Origin of the sequence: Cohnella lubricantis (genome assembly GCF_014212015.1) — a bacterium.
GTDB classification, from domain to species: domain Bacteria; phylum Bacillota; class Bacilli; order Paenibacillales; family Paenibacillaceae; genus Cohnella; species Cohnella lubricantis.
Genome location: NZ_JACJVN010000081.1, coordinates 1 through 13,984 on the forward strand (window position 1 = coordinate 1; position 13,984 = coordinate 13,984).

At 58.5% G+C, this 13,984-nt stretch carries 13 protein-coding genes; all 13 read right to left on the reverse strand.

What is annotated here, in order from left to right:
- On the reverse strand, nucleotides 1-624 hold a 624-nt coding region (locus H4Q31_RS18940; protein WP_185180625.1), incomplete at its 3' end, for a translation initiation factor IF-2 N-terminal domain-containing protein.
- Entirely contained in the window at nucleotides 617-946 is a 330-nt protein-coding gene (locus H4Q31_RS18945) for a L7Ae/L30e/S12e/Gadd45 family ribosomal protein (RefSeq protein WP_185180626.1), read from the reverse strand. The genes H4Q31_RS18940 and H4Q31_RS18945, both read right to left, overlap by 8 nt.
- Nucleotides 933-1,250 carry an RNase P modulator RnpM gene (gene rnpM, locus H4Q31_RS18950; protein ID WP_185180627.1) on the reverse strand — a complete coding sequence of 106 codons (318 nt, stop codon included), beginning with the start codon at nucleotides 1,248-1,250 and terminating at the stop codon, nucleotides 933-935. Before rnpM ends, H4Q31_RS18945 begins: the two co-directional genes overlap by 14 nt.
- 60 nt (nucleotides 1,251-1,310) lie before the next feature.
- Nucleotides 1,311-2,411 (reverse strand): transcription termination factor NusA, encoded by a 1,101-nt coding sequence (gene nusA / locus H4Q31_RS18955; protein WP_185180628.1) that lies wholly within the window; start codon nucleotides 2,409-2,411, stop codon nucleotides 1,311-1,313.
- 25 nt (nucleotides 2,412-2,436) lie between these two features.
- A complete protein-coding gene (gene rimP / locus H4Q31_RS18960) occupies nucleotides 2,437-2,898 on the reverse strand; it encodes a ribosome maturation factor RimP (RefSeq protein ID WP_185180629.1) in 462 nt (153 codons plus the stop codon).
- A 306-nt stretch (nucleotides 2,899-3,204) separates the two neighbouring features.
- Nucleotides 3,205-7,524: a PolC-type DNA polymerase III gene (locus H4Q31_RS18965; RefSeq protein ID WP_185180630.1), complete on the reverse strand. Its 4,320-nt coding sequence runs from the start codon at nucleotides 7,522-7,524 to the stop codon at nucleotides 3,205-3,207.
- A 195-nt stretch (nucleotides 7,525-7,719) separates the two neighbouring features.
- On the reverse strand, nucleotides 7,720-8,853 hold the full coding sequence (locus tag H4Q31_RS18970) for a winged helix DNA-binding domain-containing protein (RefSeq protein ID WP_185180631.1): 1,134 nt from the start codon (nucleotides 8,851-8,853) through the stop codon (nucleotides 7,720-7,722).
- A 79-nt stretch (nucleotides 8,854-8,932) separates the two neighbouring features.
- Nucleotides 8,933-9,316: a DUF6220 domain-containing protein gene (locus tag H4Q31_RS18975; RefSeq protein ID WP_311771765.1), complete on the reverse strand. Its 384-nt coding sequence runs from the start codon at nucleotides 9,314-9,316 to the stop codon at nucleotides 8,933-8,935.
- Nucleotides 9,317-9,346: 30 nt separating this feature from the next.
- Nucleotides 9,347-10,027, reverse strand: coding sequence for a DUF4097 family beta strand repeat-containing protein (locus H4Q31_RS18980; protein ID WP_185180633.1), 681 nt, complete (start codon nucleotides 10,025-10,027; stop codon nucleotides 9,347-9,349).
- Complete coding sequence (locus H4Q31_RS18985; protein ID WP_185180634.1) at nucleotides 10,020-10,580, reverse strand: HAAS signaling domain-containing protein; 561 nt, start codon at nucleotides 10,578-10,580, stop codon at nucleotides 10,020-10,022. Before H4Q31_RS18985 ends, H4Q31_RS18980 begins: the two co-directional genes overlap by 8 nt.
- Complete coding sequence (locus H4Q31_RS18990; RefSeq protein ID WP_185180635.1) at nucleotides 10,573-10,896, reverse strand: PadR family transcriptional regulator; 324 nt, start codon at nucleotides 10,894-10,896, stop codon at nucleotides 10,573-10,575. The genes H4Q31_RS18985 and H4Q31_RS18990 overlap by 8 nt, the downstream gene beginning before the upstream one ends.
- 276 nt (nucleotides 10,897-11,172) lie before the next feature.
- Nucleotides 11,173-12,621 carry a proline--tRNA ligase gene (gene proS / locus H4Q31_RS18995; RefSeq protein WP_185180636.1) on the reverse strand — a complete coding sequence of 483 codons (1,449 nt, stop codon included), beginning with the start codon at nucleotides 12,619-12,621 and terminating at the stop codon, nucleotides 11,173-11,175.
- Nucleotides 12,622-12,648: 27 nt separating this feature from the next.
- Nucleotides 12,649-13,911 carry an RIP metalloprotease RseP gene (rseP, locus tag H4Q31_RS19000; RefSeq protein ID WP_185180637.1) on the reverse strand — a complete coding sequence of 421 codons (1,263 nt, stop codon included), beginning with the start codon at nucleotides 13,909-13,911 and terminating at the stop codon, nucleotides 12,649-12,651.
- Nucleotides 13,912-13,984 lie beyond the last annotated feature (73 nt).

A 13,984-nucleotide genomic window follows, 5' to 3' on the forward strand; every position in this document is an offset into this window, starting at 1 on the left:
GCCTTGGCCTTGCGGACGGTCGCCGCGGTAGCCGCCTTGGCCTTGGCCCTGCGGACGGTCGCCGCGGTAGCCGCCTTGGCCTTGGCCCTGCGGACGATCGCCGCGGTAGCCGCCTTGGCCTTGGCCCTGCGGACGATCGCCGCGGTAGCCGCCTTGGCCTTGGCCTTGCGGACGATCGCCGCGATTGCCGCTGCCGCCATGGCTTTGGCCCTGCGGGCGCTGCTCAGACGCGCGCGATTGGCCGGCCGCCGGCTGCTCCGTCGCAGCCGGTCTGGAAGCGACGGACGCCGTATCTTCCGGCTTGCGCGGCGCTTGCGCGCCAGACCCTTGTCCTTGGCGCGGCGCGGCCGAGCCTTGGCCGGACGCCCCGTGCTGCTCCGTACGACGGTCTCCGCTTGCCGGAGCTTTGGCGTTCTGCGCCATTTTCGCAGCTGCGTTCGCCTTCACGTCGTGGAAGAACTTCTGCACCGCTCCGACCATGTTGTCTTCCATGACGCTCATATGGTTGTTCACGGGCATGTTGACCCGCTTCAATATGGTAATAATCTCCTTGCTGCTCATGTTCAGTTGCTTCGCATATTCGTATACGCGCAGCTTATCCTTGTTGTCTTCTTGTTTACTCAATATTCTCCACCTCCGAATGTTCAACCCAACCGCTTCGAATCATGTCCGCAAAACCTTTGTCTGTTACGGCAAACAGCACCCGTTCGGGTTTGCCCGCGGCTCCCCCAAGTTCGAACCGGGAATACCCGACCAACAGCTCTACGCCATAGCTTTCGCATTTATCGCCGATTTTCTTGCGCGTGCCTTCGGACGCGTCCTTGGCGAGCAGCACAAGCTTCGCTTCACCGCCGCGGATTGCCTTGAGCACCAGCTCCTCGCCGGAGACGAGCTTGCCGGCCCGCATGGCGAGCCCTAATCGGGACAACGCTTTATTCGTCGTCATCGTTCGTCTCGAGCTCCTTGTTCGCGTGGAACTCGTCTTCCACTTTTATGAAATCCGCTTCCAGCCGGTCGTAGATGTCCGAAGACACGGGCACCTTCAGCGCGCGTTCGAACGCCTTCGATTTCTTCGCCAGCTTGAAGCAGGAGGTCTTGCCGCACAGATAGGCGCCGCGGCCCGATCGCTTGCCCGTCAAGTCGATTTGGATGTCCCCTTCCGGCGAGCGGACGATGCGGATCAATTCCTTCTTGGGCATCATTTCCTGGCACGCTACGCATTTGCGCTGCGGAATTTTTCTCGTTTTCAAGGTTCATCCCCTCCCCGCCATGCAGCTTATTCCGAAGCGCTGCTTGGCGCGCTTAACGGATCAATCGATCGTTACGCTGTCTTGGTGCATGACGGCGCCGGTCGCCGTTCTCGGACGGCCGTATTCCTGCTCCGCCTGCGCCTCGCTCTTGATGTCGATCTTCCAGCCGGTCAGCTTCGCCGCCAGGCGGGCGTTCTGGCCTTTGATGCCGATCGCGAGCGACAATTGATAATCCGGTACGATGACGCGCGCCATCTTCTCGGCCTCGAACACGATAACCTCCAGCACCTTCGAAGGGCTAAGAGCGTTCGCGACGTATTCCTCCACCGAATCCGACCAGCGCACGATGTCGATCTTCTCGCCTTTCAGCTCGGTCACGATCGTCTGCACGCGGACGCCCTTCGGGCCGACGCAGGAGCCGATCGGATCGACTTCGGGATTGCGCGAGTAGACGGCAATCTTCGAGCGGAAGCCGGCTTCGCGGGCCACCGAACGAATCTCTACCGTACCGTCGAAAATCTCGGGAACCTCAAGCTCGAACAGCCGCTTGAGCAGCCCCGGATGAGTGCGGGACAGAATGATCTGCGGTCCCTTGCTCGAATTCTCGACCTTCGTGATGTACGACTTGACGCGGTCGCCTTGCTTGAATTTGTCGTTCGGCATCAGCTCCGTCAGCGGCAATGCCGCTTCGACTTTGCCGAGGTCGACGTACAGATTGCGCTGATCGATGCGTTGGATAATGCCGGTGACGATGTCCTGCTCTTTGTCCACATACGCATTGTAGATCAAGCCGCGCTCCGCTTCGCGAATCCGCTGCGTCACGACCTGCTTCGCCGTCTGGGCGGCGATGCGTCCGAAGTCGCGCGGCGTCACTTCCAGCTCCGCCGTATCCTCCAATTGATAATGCGGGTTGATGCCTCGTGCGGCTTCGAGCGAGATCTCCAGGCGCGGATCCAGCACTTCCTCCACAACCGTCTTGCGGGCGTACACTTTGATGAGGCCCGTCGATCGGTTGATATCGACGCGAACGTTCTGCGCCGTGTTGAAATTCCGTTTGTAGCTGGAGATCAGTGCCGCTTCGATAGCTTCGATCAGGACGTCCTTGGAGATGCCCTTCTCTCGCTCGATTTCGGACAGCGCTTCAATAAACTCCATGCTCATGACCGTATAATTCCTCCTTTCAAGATTAGAAAACGATGGCCAAGCGGGCAGAGGCCACTTTATCGTAAGGGATGGCGTGCTTGCGGCGTCCGACCGTCATCTGCAGGACATTGCCTTCAAACGCGTCCAGTCTTCCTTCGAATTCTTTCGCTCCGTCAATTGGCTCATAGGTGGTGACGAACACATGCTTGCCGACCGCCTTCGCGACGTCTTCCGCCTTCTTGAGAGGGCGCTCCGCTCCCGGCGAGCTGACTTCGAGGAAGTAAGCTTCGCTGATCGGATCGAGCTCGTCAAGCTTAGCGCTCGCGAATTCGGAGATTCGTCCGCAGTCGTCGATGTCGATGCCGCCATCCTTGTCCACGTAGATTCGCAGATACCAGTTGCTTCCCTCTTTGACGTATTCCACGTCCACGAGTTGGAATCCGTTCTCCTCCAGATACGGAGTCATAAAGGATTCCACGATGGATTTGATTTTCGGTGCGCTCAAATCATGACCTCCCGGGTTTGCTTCATTGGATCGTCCGGCGGCTTGCCGCAGCCTAGCAAAAACAACCTCGACGCATCCGACGCCGAAGAAGCTTTGCATCTGATCGTTCGGAGGAGATGAGCGCTAGGCTGCCCTAATCCTCCACAACCCAAAAAGGCCATGGCAAAACGGAAAGAGTGGGTTTCCCCACTCTTCTGCAGACGGTGTTATCCACATGATTACCAGAATTAATATACCATAACCTTGAATCGGATAGCAACCGAAATTTTACCTTGCCATTCCCATCGAACAACCGCCGAGCCCTTGTTAGAACAGCGATAGCTGGTTCGATTCGGGCAGTCCGCGGAAGCATCCCATGCCGGCGAGCACCTCGACGATCGTCTTGCTCGCCTTCGACCGCTGCTGGAAATCTTCCACCGACAGATATTCGCCTCCGTCGCGCGAAGCGGCGATGTTCTTCGCGGCGTTCTCGCCGATGCCGGCGATAGCTGAGAACGGCGGGATAAGCGCCTCGCCGTCGACGATGAAGCGCGTCGCGTCCGAGCGGTACAGGTCGATCGGCTTGAACTTGAAGCCGCGAGCCGTCATCTCAAGGCCCATCTCCAGAATGGAGATCATGTTCTTCTCCTTCGTCGTGGCCTGGAACCCCTTGGCTTCGATCTCATTCAGCATCTTCAGGATGGCGTCGTAGCCTTGACAGAACAGTTCGACATCAAAGTCGGCCGCCCGTACGGAGTAGTACGTCGCGTAATACTGGATCGGATAATACAGCTTGAAGTACGCCGTGCGCACGGCCGATATGACGTAAGCGGCGGCGTGCGCCTTCGGGAACATGTACTCGATGCGCAGGCACGAGTCGATGTACCATTGCGGAACGCCGCACTTCTTCATCTCTTCGATCCACTCCGGCGTCAGCCCTTTGCCCTTCCGCACGCTCTCGGTAATCTTGAACGCGAGCGAAGCGTCCATGCCTGCCTTGTAGATCAGATAGAGCATAATGTCGTCGCGGCAACCGATTACGGTCTTAATCGTGCAGGTGCCGTTCTTGATGAGCTCCTGCGCATTGCCCAGCCATACGCCCGTTCCGTGCGACAGGCCCGAGATCTGCAGCAAGTCCGCGAACGACGAAGGCTTCGTCTCTTCGAGCATCTGGCGCACGAAGCGCGTGCCCATCTCCGGCACGCCGTACGTAGCGACCGGCGTTCGAATCTGCTCCGGCGTGACGCCGAGCGCGTCGACCGAGCTGAACAGGCTCATGACCTTCGGGTCGTTCATCGGGATCGTCGTCGGATCGACGCCGGTCAAGTCCTGCAGCATCCGCATCATCGTCGGATCGTCGTGTCCGAGAATATCGAGCTTGAGCAGGTTGGCGTCGAAGGCGTGATAATCGAAGTGCGTCGTCTTCCATTCCGAGCTGGTGTCGTCGGCCGGATATTGCACCGGCGTGATGTCTTCGACTTCAATATAGTCCGGCACGACGACGATGCCGCCCGGGTGCTGGCCGGTGCTGCGCTTGACGCCGGTGCAGCCGGCCGCCAGCCGGTTCAGCTCCGCTCCGCGCCAGGACATGCCGCGGTCTTCCTCGTACTTCTTGGCGAAGCCGAACGCCGTCTTCTCCGCCACCGTGCCGATCGTGCCGGCCCGGAACACGTTCTTCTCCCCGAACATGACCTTCGTGAAGTTGTGCGCTTGCGGCTGGTATTCGCCGGAGAAGTTGAGATCGATATCGGGAACCTTGTCGCCCTTGAAACCGAGGAACGTCTCGAACGGAATGTCCTGCCCCTCGCCGTGCATGATCGTGCCGCAATTCGGACAAGGCTTGTCCGGCAAGTCGAAGCCGCTCGGCACACTGCCGTCCAGAATCCATTCGCTGTGCTTGCACTCGGGATTGCGGCACAAGTAATGCGCCGGCAGCGGGTTAACCTCCGAGATGCCGAGGAACGTCGCCACGACGGACGAGCCGACCGAACCCCGCGAACCGACCAGGTAGCCGTCGTTGTTCGACTTCTTGACGAGTCGTTCGGAGATCAGATAGTTGGCCGAGAAGCCGTACTTGATGATCGGCACGAGCTCCTTCTCGAGCCGCTGTACGACGACGTCCGGAATCGGCTCGCCGTACATCGACTTGGCCGTCTCATAGCAGGTATTGCGGATCTCGTCGTCCGCCCCTTCGATGATCGGCGTATAGAGCTCATCCGGGAACATCTTGATCTCTTCGAACCGGTCCGCCAGTTCGTTCGGATTGCGAATGACGACCTCGCGCGCCTTCTCCGCGCCAAGGAAGCTCATCGCGTCGAGCATCTCGCCGGTCGTGCGGAAGTGCGCGTCCGGCTTGCGCTGATCCTTCAGCGGGCTGAAGCCGGTAATGCCGTGAATCGTAATATCGCGGAACAGCTTGTCGCGAGGCTCCAAATAGTGAACGTTGCCGGTCGCGACGACGAGCTTGCCCTGCTTGTCGCCGATCCGCACGATCTTGCGCAGCGCCTCTTCCAGCTCCGCTCGGCTGCCGACAAGCCCCTTGTCCAGCAGGTGCAAGTAGAAGTCGATGGGCTGAATCTCCAGCACATCGTAGAATTCGGCAACTTCCTCGGCTTCCTCCACTGACTTGTTCAACACCGTCTCGTACAGCTCGCCTTTCTCGCAGCCGGACAGCAAGAGCAGCCCTTCGCGCAGCTCGATCAGCTTGCTGCGAGGAATGCACGGCACACGGTGGAAGTATTCGGTATGGGACATCGAGATCAGCTTGAACAGATTCTTCTTGCCGACGGCGTTCAGCGCATAGATGCCGCAGTGGAACGGGCGCGTCGTCTTCCAGCTGTTGCCGTTAATCGAATTCAGCTTGCTCAGATCGGTGACGCCGCGAGCCACCGCGTCCTTGACCAATCCGGTCAAGACGCCGGCCAGCGCGATCGTATCGTCGATCGCCCGGTGGTGGTTCTCCAGGCTCACCTTGTATAGATCGGACAACGTGTTGAGCCGGTGGTTCTTCATCGTCGGATGCAGGAACCGCGCCAGCTCGAGCGTGTCGAGCACCGGATTCGGAATCGGCGGCAGCCCGTGTTCCTTGCACGCTTGCTGCATGAAGCCGATATCGAACCGGGCGTTGTGCGCGACGAGTACGGCGTCTTCGATGAAGGCGATGAATTCCTTCAGCTTCGGTTCGAGCTCCGGCGCGTCCTTAACCATCTCGTCATTAATATTCGTCAGCTGCTGAATGTTGTACGGGATCGGCTCGTGCGGATTGATGAACGTCGCGAACCGGTCGATCTCCTTGCCATCCTTCCACTTGACCGCCGCCAGCTCGATAATCTTGTTGGCGGTGACCGAGAGGCCTGTCGTCTCGATATCGAATACGATGTAGGTCGCGCTCTCGAGCGGCTCTTCGCGCGGGTTCAGCACCATCGGAACGGAATCGTTGACGACGTTCGCTTCGACGCCGTAGATGACCTTGATCCCGTTCTTCTTGCCGGCTTTGGCCGCCTCCGGGTAGCATTGCACGTTGCCATGATCGGTGACGGCAATCGCCTTGTGTCCCCACTTGGCTGCTGTCTTGATATAGTCATCGACGTGCGTGACGGCGTCCATCGCGCTCATCGTCGTATGCAGATGGAACTCGACCCGCTTCTCCGCCGCTTCGTCCTTGCGCGGCGGGCGAGCCTGAATCTCTCTTGCGTCGCTTGGCATCATGACCAGCTCGGGCGGGTTAAGGAACCGGTCGTATTCGATCCGTCCGCGCAGCTTCAGCCATTTGCCGTTCGAGATCAGGCTAAGCATCTTCACGTCTTCCTTGTTCTTGGCGAACATCTTCACGGAGATCGAATCGGTGTAATCGGTCACGTTAAAAGTAAACAGCGTGCTTCCGCTGCGCAGCTCCTTCACCTCAAGGCCGAACACCGTGCCCTGAACCGTAACCTTCTTCTCTTCTTCCTTAATATCCTTGAGCGGTACGGGATCTTCCTTAATGTCGTAGCCGTGCACGAGCACTTGCGGCGCTTCGCCGTCCGCCGACGCCGCTACTGCAGCCTCCTCGCGCGAGTTAGCCATCATCTGTTGGATATGCTCGGAGTTCTGCTGTTGAATCTTCTGCTGGAACTCCTCGTACGCTTCCTGCCTCGTCTCGCCGACAACCATCTTCACCCGGCATGCCCTGCCGAATCTCCGCTCGAAGAACGCCGCCGCATGCGTATCGACGCTCTTGCGCTTCGCCAGATCGAGCCCCAGCTGGTCGAGCAGCGTCAACGTCAATACGCCGTCCTTCGCTTCGGCCTTCGCCTTCGCGAGCCAGCCGTTCACGGACGCGAATTCCGACTGCATCCAATGGACGAACACGCTCCAGTATTCCGTCAGCACTTCGTCGGTCGAGATCGATTCTTCGTAGCGAAGCGTCATGGCGATCTGCGCCAAATGGCCGAGCTTGCTCTTGAGCCGCTCGAAGAGATCGGCGTAGACCGCCGCGGGCAGCAGCGTGCTTTTCACCAGATAGAAATGCCATTCCTTCTTCGACCGGCTCACTTCGACCCGATCTATGTATCCATCGCGAAAATAGGAATCGGCCCATTCCGCCGATACGCCGGCTTGCTGCAGGAGCAGCTCGAACCGTTGTCTCTGATCCGCTGCCTTGTGCATGATCGTTCCTCCTCCGCGTCGTATCCTCGCCATATGCTCCCATGATAAATAGAATCCGAGCTCCCGCCGGAAGCCCGGATCTTCACGAATGCGCTACTAGCTATTCTACCTTGTCCAGGGAGAACCATCAATAGACAATGACAGGCAGCGGTTGCGAGAAGGAGGAGGGGTTGGATCCGTCGAATGCGGATCAACCTATTCTTCCAACGGCCGGAACGCCGCATCACCCAGAGGCAAGCCGATGAAGGCGCCGTAACGCTCTGCTTCGCGGTTTAGGGCTTCTTCCCACTGCGCGGATGGAACGGACAACCGGAACTCGACATCGAACCGCTTCGTCTTGATCGTCCGCTTCCACACCCCGGCGATCCTCCCGCCGATGACGACCATCGGCATGAACATCCCGTTGTTGCCCGGCGCGACGCTAGGAGCTACGGCATCCGGCAGCACGGCGCTTCTGTCCTCGTATCCGAGCAGGTATTCGTCGAAGCCGGCCAGCAGATGGACGGAAGCTTTAAGCCCTCTCCCGCTGCTTGGCCTGACGCTGCTTGTTCCGGCATCAACCGAACGGTCCGCCGCCTCCCACAGCTCTTGATCTCCCGCTTGAAGCCTCGTCAGACCGTGCGCCGCGGCTTCCGTTGCTTCCCGCGCGTCCGCCAGCGTTAGGCCGGCCCACCAGGCTAGATCCCGAACGCTTGCCGGTCCGTGGCCGGCATAATAGCGCAGCGCCAGCCGCGCCAGCTCTTCTCCCCTGTCCCACACGCCGCCGGGATCGGCCGGGAGCCATTCGTCCGCGAGCACGAACGTCTGCCGCTTGCCTTCCCTCGGCCCCATGCAGATGCGTCCCGACTGCGCCAACCGCCAGATGATCTGGTAGCCCCGCTCCTTCTCCGTTCGAATGCCGTTCGCTTCATAGAGCTGCATCAGCGCTTCCCGCGTCATTCGGCCGCCGCCGCGAAGCTCATCCTCGATCAGGCGACCGCACCGATCGACGATCTCCTCCGTCAGTCCGAGCTGTTCCAGCCGGCGCTTCTGCTGCGACAGCTTCCGCGAAGCGGACAGCTTCAGCAGCGTGCGCAGTTCCTCCGGCGGTACGGCGTGAATCGTCCCCCGCAGCGGCCACGAGAGCACGATTCTCCGCTCCTCGATCGCCCGCTCGACGTCGGCCAGCGTTGCCCCGCGCGTCCGCGAGGCGATCGCCCAGACCGCCTGATGGTAATCCTGCGCCTGCATCGCCCCGAGATGGCGGACGACGTCTTCCGGCTTGGCGAATCTATCGCGCGCGATGCGTTGATTCAGCAATCGACGGCAGGGGATGTTCATCTCTCTCATCGGCAACCTCCGAACGGCATCGTCATAGGCTTTAGCATAAGCAAAAGTATAGGCATAGACATAGGCATAGGCAAGGAGCTCATACCTCTTGCACGCCTGCGGGCTGATAGGCCAGTCGCCAAGCCTTCCGCGTAATGGCGATGGACAGCCAGAAGATCAGCAGCGCGGCGACGGGGTGAAAGGCTCCTGCGATCGGCGCTTGGCTGGTCAGGCTGGCTGTCGCGTACATCAACATGATCAAGAGGAACAGACTGAAGCTTAACCACCGCATGCTTGCAGGCAATCTGCCTAAGAAGCTGACGATCAGCATGAAGATCGGCACGTATTCAAAGATTTTGACAAAGGTCGTATGATAGTCCCACTTCACCGGATCGACGAAGATCGCATATCCTGCAAGAAAGACCTGCACCGCCAAGCAAAGAGCGAAGATAACAGCTAAATAAAAATAGATTATACGAGACACACGAGCTCCGCTTCTCCTCTTCAAAGCCGATCACTCCTCTATTAGGATATTGCCGTTATTCGTTCTTAATTTGATCGTTTGATCCCCATTGCCGACAGCGGGCTTCCAATCGCGGCTTCCAAATACGTTGATCTTGCCGTTAACGGCGCGCAGGTCGAAGGCGGCATTGGCCGGCCGGTTCTCCGTCTCGATTCGGATATTGCCGTTGTTCGATCTCAAATCCAAGCTGCGATCCAAATCCTCTGCGAGCACCGTGATAGACCCGTTATCGACTGTTCCGGCGATATCCGCGTCCACATGATCCATCCGTATGCTGCCGTTGTTGGAATGAACCTTCACTTGCATCTTGTCCGGAACATAGACGGTGAGGCGAAGCTGTCGAACGCCGGATAACAAATCCACAACCATCCTAGCAGCCGTTGCCGTTCCTATGCGCAACGTGCCGTCCTCTTCCTTCACTTGCAGCTTCACGCTCGCTTCTTTGCGTTCAGTGCCGGACAGCTCCGCATGAAGATCCTCGTCTTCCGAAGGCAGCAACTCGATCTTGCCGTTATCCAATCGAACATCGACCGCGGCGAGAGATGCGGCAGCGACTGTGGCGGACTGCCGAATCTCGTGCCGCTCCGCCGCGAAGAAGGTAATCAAACTGCCGACGCCGCCGATGAGCATCAGAGCGATGGCCAATTGGATTCCGCGTCTTGGCTTACTCATGCTTTAACCCTCCTTTCACAAGCTTGGCGTTGTAACGCAAATAGGAGACGAAGCCTTTGAGTGCCTTTCGACTTACGTAGCTCATGCCGATGGACATCAAGATTCCGAGCCCCGCCAGCCCAATGGATGCGAACGAGGCAAACAGGTCGAAGGACTTCGGAGACAGAATCAAGTTCAACAGAACAACCAACGGCGATACCAGAAGAGAAAGACCCATCGCCCATCCCGAGAGAAGAAGACTCGCTAGGCCGATGAACGGCCCCAGGACGATGACGATATTGAAGAAGCCTAAGCCGACGGCCGCCCATGCCGCTCGGAAGAGATTGCCGGCCGATGTCTTCGCTTCAGCCTTGTCCAGGTAATGGACGGCCAGCAGCTCCTTCGCGATCTGGGCCGGCGAGCCCAGCGACGCGGCGATCTCCTCCTCCGTCTTCCCCTTCTCCAAGCCGATGTCGAAGTGCTCTTGAAAGTCCTGCACGATATCTAGACGTTCCTCGTTCGGAAGCCTGCGCAAAGAACGATTCAATTGATCGATAAATTGCTCTCTATTCATCGTGAACCCCTTCTCTCAAGATCTGATGGACGCCATGAATGAACGCCTGCCAATCTTCCTTTAACTGCCGGAGATAGGTTCTTCCTTTGTCCGTCAGTCTGTAATATTTGCGGCTAGGCCCCTCGTTGGATTCGCGCAGGTAGGTGGTGCAATAGTCTTCCTTCGTCATCCGCCGAAGCAGCGGATAGACGGTGCCTTCGGATATCGCGATTTGCTCGGAGATGGTCTGCACCAGCTCATAGCCGTAGCGATCTTGCTTGTCAAGCAAGACTAGCACGCAAAGCTCCAATACCCCTTTTTTAAACTGGATGTTCATGCCGGCTTTCCTACCTCATTTCTCTCTCACAGCTATTCACCGCTACTATGCAATATATAGTACTTGGTTATCGGAAGTACCGTTATGAACAAAATAACACACGGTACTGTACAATGCAAGGTACTAATCGATGTTAGATGATATCCGCTGGCGAAAATAGGTTGCGGCGACCGTAAGCGTTCCAGCACTCGGACGAACGACAAAAAAAAAGGTTGTCCCAGTCAGGCCCGCTTGCGCAGCCTGATTGGGACAACCCCCCGTATTTAGTGATCGATATCAATACGCCCGCGCGAACACGACCGTATGCTTCGATTCGTCGCCGCAGACGAGACACTTCGCCTTCGTCTCGCCCGGTTCGAACGGAATGTTCCGACTCGTCGCGCCGGTCTCTTCCTTGACCTGCTTCTCACACGCTTCGGAGCCGCACCAGCCGGCCAGCGCGAAGCCGCGCTTCTCTTCGAGCGAAGCCTTCAACTCGTCCAGCGTCTCGACGGAGAAGAAGTGCTCCCCGCGGAACTGCGAAGCGCGCTCGAACATCTGCTGATGCACTTCGTCCAGCATCGTCTGTACTTCGGCGACCAGGTTATCGAGCGGCACCTGCTTCTTCTCGCCCGTCACACGGGAGACGAGCACGCAGACGCCGTTCTCCAAGTCGCGCGGGCCAAGCTCCAGGCGAACCGGGATGCCGCGCATCTCGTATTCGTTGAACTTCCAGCCCGGCGACACGTCGGCGCGGTCGTCGACGCGGACGCGGACGCCGGCAGCCTTCAGCTGCGCGTACAGCTCGTCCGTCTTCGCGATCACTTGCTCGCGCATCTTCGGCGGGCCGATCGGAATCATGATGACCTGCGTCGGCGCGACCTTCGGCGGCATGACGAGACCGCGGTCGTCGCCGTGCACCATGATGAGGGCGCCGATGAGACGCGTGCTCACGCCCCACGAAGTCGTGTGGCAATATTCCTGCGTGTTCTCGCGGCTTAAATACTTGATGTCGAACGCGACGGCGAAGTTCGTGCCGAGGTAATGCGACGTACCGGCCTGCACCGCGCGTCCGTCCTTCATCATCGCTTCGATCGAGTACGTATCGACCGCGCCGGCGAACTTCTCTGACGGCGTCTTCTGGCCTTTGATGACCGGAATGGCCAGCACGTTCTCGACGACGTCTGTATAGACGTCGAGCATCTTCATCGTCTCTTGGCGCGCGTCCTCTTCGGTCTCGTGCGCCGTATGGCCTTCCTGCCACAGGAATTCGCTCGTGCGCAGGAACGGCAGCGTTCTTTTCTCCCAACGAACGACGTTCGCCCATTGGTTAATGAGCAGCGGCAGATCGCGGTACGAATTGATCCACTTCGAATACATATGACCGATCATCGTCTCGGACGTCGGACGGATCGCGAGGCGCTCCTCCAGCTTCTCTCCGCCTGCCTCGGTTACCCAAGGCAGCTCCGGATTAAAGCCTTCGACGTGCTCCTTCTCCTTCTGGAAGAAGCTCTCCGGAATGAACAGCGGGAAGTACGCGTTGCGGTGTCCCGTATCCTTGAAGCGCTTGTCGAGCGCACCTTGAATGTTCTCCCACAGCTCATAGCCGTCCGGCTTGAACACGATGCAGCCGCGAACCGGCGAATAGTCCATCAGATCAGCTTTCTTAATGACGTCGATATACCAACGCGAGAAATCTTCGCCTTGCGGCGTAATCTCGGTCACAAACGCTTTGTCCTTCGACATGACGAATCTCCAACCCCCGACAACGGCTTAATTTTTGACCAATCTTAAAATATCGTTATAGGTGACGACGACCATCAGCACCATCATGAGCGCGAACCCGATGAAGTGCACCATGCTCTCCCGGTTCGGATCGACCGGCTTGCCCCTCACCGCTTCCAGCCCGATGAAGATCAGGCGGCTGCCGTCCAGCGCGGGAATCGGCAGCAGGTTGAAGATGCCGAGATACAGGCTCAAGATGGCGGCCCATAACGTCGTCTGCGGCAAGCCCTGCTTGGCGATCTCGCCGGTCATCTGCGCGGTGCGCACCGGTCCGCCTAAGTCGTCGAGCTTAAATTCTCCGAAGATGAGCTTGCGGAAGCTCTCGAAAATATTCTTGGTTGTGTCCACCATGGACGTCCCCGCATACTTCAGCGTCTCTCCGATGCCCGGACGCCTCATCTCGGGACTGAGGTAAACGCCGACCTTCGCGGTCGTCTTGTCCGGCGTGACGCTGATCGTCAGCTCCTTGCCCTTCCGTTCGACGACCCACTTCATCGGTTTGCCGGCGGATTCGGTAATCTTCCCGACCAGCACGCTGCTGTCGCCGACGAGCGGCTCGCCGTCGACCGACTTCACCCAGTCGCCCTTCTGCAGTCCGGCTTGCGCGGCCGGCATGCCCGATTCCGTTCCGCTGATGAACACCTTCGAGGAGTTCTGGACGGGGACGCCGGACATCTGAATGTAGAGCAGGAACAAGCAGAAAGCCAATATAAAGTTCATCAGAGGCCCGGCGAAGATCGCCATCGCGCGCTTGCCGACCGATACGCCGCCGAACTGGCGGTTAATCGGCGCGATCTGCGTCTCTTGGCCTCTGGCGACGATGAGCGCTTGCGGATGTACGCTGTACCGCTGAATATCGTCGTCTACGTCCAGCGTGATGAACAAATCTCTATCCAAATCAAGCGCCTTGATCTCGCCGCGCATGATGTTCGTTCGTTCATCAAGACGATCCAGGTAGAAGCGCGTCACCAGCCCGTCCTTGATTCGCACGCCGACGGTCTGGCCCGGCTGCATCTCCACCACTTCGGGATCTTCTCCGGCCATCCGCACGAATCCGCCTGCTGGCAGCAAACGCAATGTATAGCGCGTCTCGCCGCGCTTAATCGAGAACAGCTTCGGGCCGAAGCCAATGGCGAATTCTCGCACGAGGATGCCGGCGCGGCGGGCGAAGTAGAAATGTCCGAATTCATGAATCGAGACGAGCAAGAAGAATACGAGAACCGTCAGGAATACGACCTGTACCATTTGCATGAGCATCTACCCCCGTTGCCTGTGACGGCTGTCCTTAGATTAACATTATTCTCCGAGGCGTTACAAGAGAATA

Coding starts and splice junctions, on each gene's coding strand:
- H4Q31_RS18945 (WP_185180626.1), bottom strand. CDS start 946: ATGACGACGAATAAAGCGTTGTCCCGATTAGGGCTCGCCATGCGGGCC.
- nusA (WP_185180628.1), bottom strand. CDS start 2,411: ATGAGCATGGAGTTTATTGAAGCGCTGTCCGAAATCGAGCGAGAGAAG.
- H4Q31_RS18965 (WP_185180630.1), bottom strand. CDS start 7,524: ATGCACAAGGCAGCGGATCAGAGACAACGGTTCGAGCTGCTCCTGCAG.
- H4Q31_RS18970 (WP_185180631.1), bottom strand. CDS start 8,853: ATGAGAGAGATGAACATCCCCTGCCGTCGATTGCTGAATCAACGCATC.
- H4Q31_RS18980 (WP_185180633.1), bottom strand. CDS start 10,027: ATGAGTAAGCCAAGACGCGGAATCCAATTGGCCATCGCTCTGATGCTC.
- H4Q31_RS18985 (WP_185180634.1), bottom strand. CDS start 10,580: ATGAATAGAGAGCAATTTATCGATCAATTGAATCGTTCTTTGCGCAGG.
- H4Q31_RS18990 (WP_185180635.1), bottom strand. CDS start 10,896: ATGAACATCCAGTTTAAAAAAGGGGTATTGGAGCTTTGCGTGCTAGTC.
- proS (WP_185180636.1), bottom strand. CDS start 12,621: ATGTCGAAGGACAAAGCGTTTGTGACCGAGATTACGCCGCAAGGCGAA.
- rseP (WP_185180637.1), bottom strand. CDS start 13,911: ATGCAAATGGTACAGGTCGTATTCCTGACGGTTCTCGTATTCTTCTTG.